The following is a 2213-nucleotide window of genomic DNA, read 5'->3' as shown; positions in this document are numbered from 1 at the left end:
CGGATGCGGGGCGTCCCCGGCGGGCGGGTGTGTCGTCGTTCGGCATCTCGGGGACGAACGCGCACGTGATCATCGAGCAGCCGGAGCCGGCGACGGGGCTTGTGACCGCGTCGGGTGCGGAGCCGGTGGCTGCGGCGGCGGAGTCTGTGCACGCGTCGGACGGGGCGCGTCGCGGCGGGGCCGACCTGATCGGGTCGGCGGACGGGGTGCCGGTTTCGGCGTCTGCCGGGGGCGCGTCCGTGGGGTTGCCGGTGCCGTGGGTGGTGTCGGGGCGTTCGGAGCGGGGTCTGGCGGGTCAGGCGGGGCGGTTGGCGTCGTTCGTGCGGGGCCGGTCCGATCTTGCGGTGTCGGATGTGTCGTGGTCGTTGGCGACGACGCGGGCGGCGTTGGAACACCGGGCGGTGGTGTGGGGCTCGACGGTGGACGAGTTGGTGGCGGGTCTGTCGGCGGTGGTCGATGGGCGGTCGTCGGGTGTGGTGTCGGCGGGTCGTCGGGCGGTGTTGTTCACGGGTCAGGGTTCGCAGCGCGTCGGCATGGGCCGGGAGTTGTACGAGGTGTTCCCGGTGTTCGCGGCGTCTTTCGACGAGGTGTGCGCGGAGATCGATCCGCACCTGCCGCGTCCTCTGCGTCAGGTGGTGTTCGCGGAGGCGGGTTCTGACGATGCCGTTCTGGTGGATCAGACCGTCTTTGCGCAGGCGGGGTTGTTCGCGGTGGAGGTGGCGTTGTGGGAGTTGTTGTCGTCGTGGGGGGTGCGGGCGGACTACTTCGCGGGTCATTCGATCGGTGAGGTGACGGCGGCGTATGTGGCGGGGATGTTGTCTCTCGCTGATGCGTGCACTCTGGTGGCGGCGCGGGGTCGGTTGATGCAGGCGTTGCCCGCTGGTGGGGTGATGGCGGCGGTCGGCGCCACGGAGGCCGACGTGCGGGAGGTCATCGACGCCGCGGGTGCGGGCGTGGATGTGGCGGCGGTGAACGGTTCGGCGTCGGTGGTGGTGTCGGGTGCTGCCGATGAGGTGGCGTTGGTGGTGGCGGGTGCTCGTGAGCGGGGTTGGCGGGTCAAGGAGTTGTCGGTCAGTCACGCGTTCCACTCGCGGTTGATGGATCCGATGTTGGCCGAGTTCCGGTCGGTGGTGGTGGGGCTGGACTGGCGGGTGCCGCGGGTTGCGGTGGTGTCGAACGTGAGCGGTGCGGTGGCGGATCCGTTGGAGTTGGTGGATCCGGAGTACTGGGTGCGGCACGTGCGGCAGCCGGTGCGGTTCGCCGACGGGGTGGCGGCGCTGCGGGCGCAGGGCGTGGACACCTTCCTGGAGGTGGGTCCCGACGCCACGTTGACGGCGATGGTGGCGGAGATCGTCGCGGATGCCGGGGTGCGGCGGATTCCGGCGTCGCGGCGGGAGCAGTCGGAGGTTGGGGCGCTGACCGCCGCTCTGGGGCAGTTGTGGGTCGCGGGTGTGCCGGTGGACTGGGCGGCGTACCACGGTCAGGCCGGTGCCCGGCCGCGCGTGGTGGACCTGCCCACGTACGCCTTCGACCACACCTGGTACTGGCCCGAGGCCGCGCCCTCGACCCGCCGGGACGCGCACGACGACGCTCTCGACGGGCGGTTCTGGGCGGCGGTGGAGTCCGGCGACCCCGACCTCGTCGGCGGTGAGCTGGGCGTCGGTGCGGACGAACCGTTCAGCGCGGTCCTGCCGAAGCTCGCGCAGTGGCGGCGGGCCGCGCAGCAGCGCTCCACCGTGGATTCCTGGCGGTACCGGGTGGTGTGGCGTCGCCAGTCCTCGTCCGGAAGCGAGACCCTGACCGGCCGCTGGCTGGTGCTCATGCTTCCGGGCCAGGAGGACCACCCGTTGCTGACCGGGCTGGCGGAGCGCGGCGCCGAGGTCGTCCCGGTCGTGCTGGACGCGCTGGAACGGGACGAGATCGCGCGTCGACTGGCCGGAGCGGTGGAGGCCGGGAAGCCGGTCGCCGGGCTGGTTTCGCTGCTGTCGCTCGCGGGTGCGGGCGTGGTGGAGGCGGTGGCGGTGGCGCAGGCGCTGGCCGACACGGAGGTCGAGGGGCGGCTCTGGTGGCTCACCAGTGGGGCGGTCTCCGTGGACGACGCGGAGGCTCTGACCGACGTGGTGGGTGCTGCGGTGTGGGGTTTGGGTCGGGTGGTGGGTTTGGAGGTGCCGTTGCGGTGGGGTGGTTTGGTGGATTTGCCGGGTGTGTGGGGT

1 protein-coding gene is annotated in these 2213 nt (G+C 72.1%); it reads left to right on the top strand.

Annotation, left to right across the window (positions count from 1 at the left end):
* Positions 1 to 2213: acyltransferase domain-containing protein (locus tag V6U77_RS29725; RefSeq protein WP_442934541.1), on the top strand; the 2213-nt coding region annotated here is incomplete at both ends.

Origin of the sequence: Micromonospora sp. CPCC 205546 (assembly GCF_036902715.1) — a bacterium.
Classification (GTDB): domain Bacteria; phylum Actinomycetota; class Actinomycetes; order Mycobacteriales; family Micromonosporaceae; genus Micromonospora.
The sequence above is the reverse complement of the archived record's forward strand: the minus strand, read 5'-3'. Positions and strand labels throughout refer to the sequence as shown.